Raw genomic sequence first — 362 nt, 5'->3', positions numbered from 1 at the left:
TTTTGAAACGGATTTCTAGAGAAAACAGAAGTTTCGCTGCGGCAGTCAAACACGTGAATAAGCTGAGCGAGCACCAATGTGGCAAACGCGATCGTCTGGGCATAAGCTAAGTTTTCCGGATTGCGGTGGTACACAATGATAAACGCTAAAATAGTGGCAACTCCGATTAAAAATCCTCTGGAAACGACCTTCCATCCTAGCTTGCGGGCAAATACCCCTTCTTTCGGATGACGGGGCTTGCGCTTCATGACGTCTCCTTCCGGCTGATCCATGCCGAGCGCCATTGCCGGCAATCCGTCCGTCACCAAGTTGACCCACAAAATCTGAATCGGAACGAGCGGTAAAGGAAGGGCGAGCAGCAT

The 362-nt window shown here is 50.6% G+C and carries 1 protein-coding gene; it reads right to left on the bottom strand.

Going from position 1 to position 362, the window contains the following annotated elements:
* On the bottom strand, positions 1-362 hold a 362-nt coding region (locus tag AY633_RS13725; RefSeq protein WP_186008779.1), incomplete at both ends, for a cation transporting ATPase C-terminal domain-containing protein.

This window comes from Planococcus maritimus, assembly GCF_001592825.1.
Taxonomy (GTDB): domain Bacteria; phylum Bacillota; class Bacilli; order Bacillales_A; family Planococcaceae; genus Planococcus; species Planococcus maritimus_C.
Note: the sequence above shows the minus strand (reverse complement) of the source record. Positions and strands in the feature narration are given on the sequence as shown.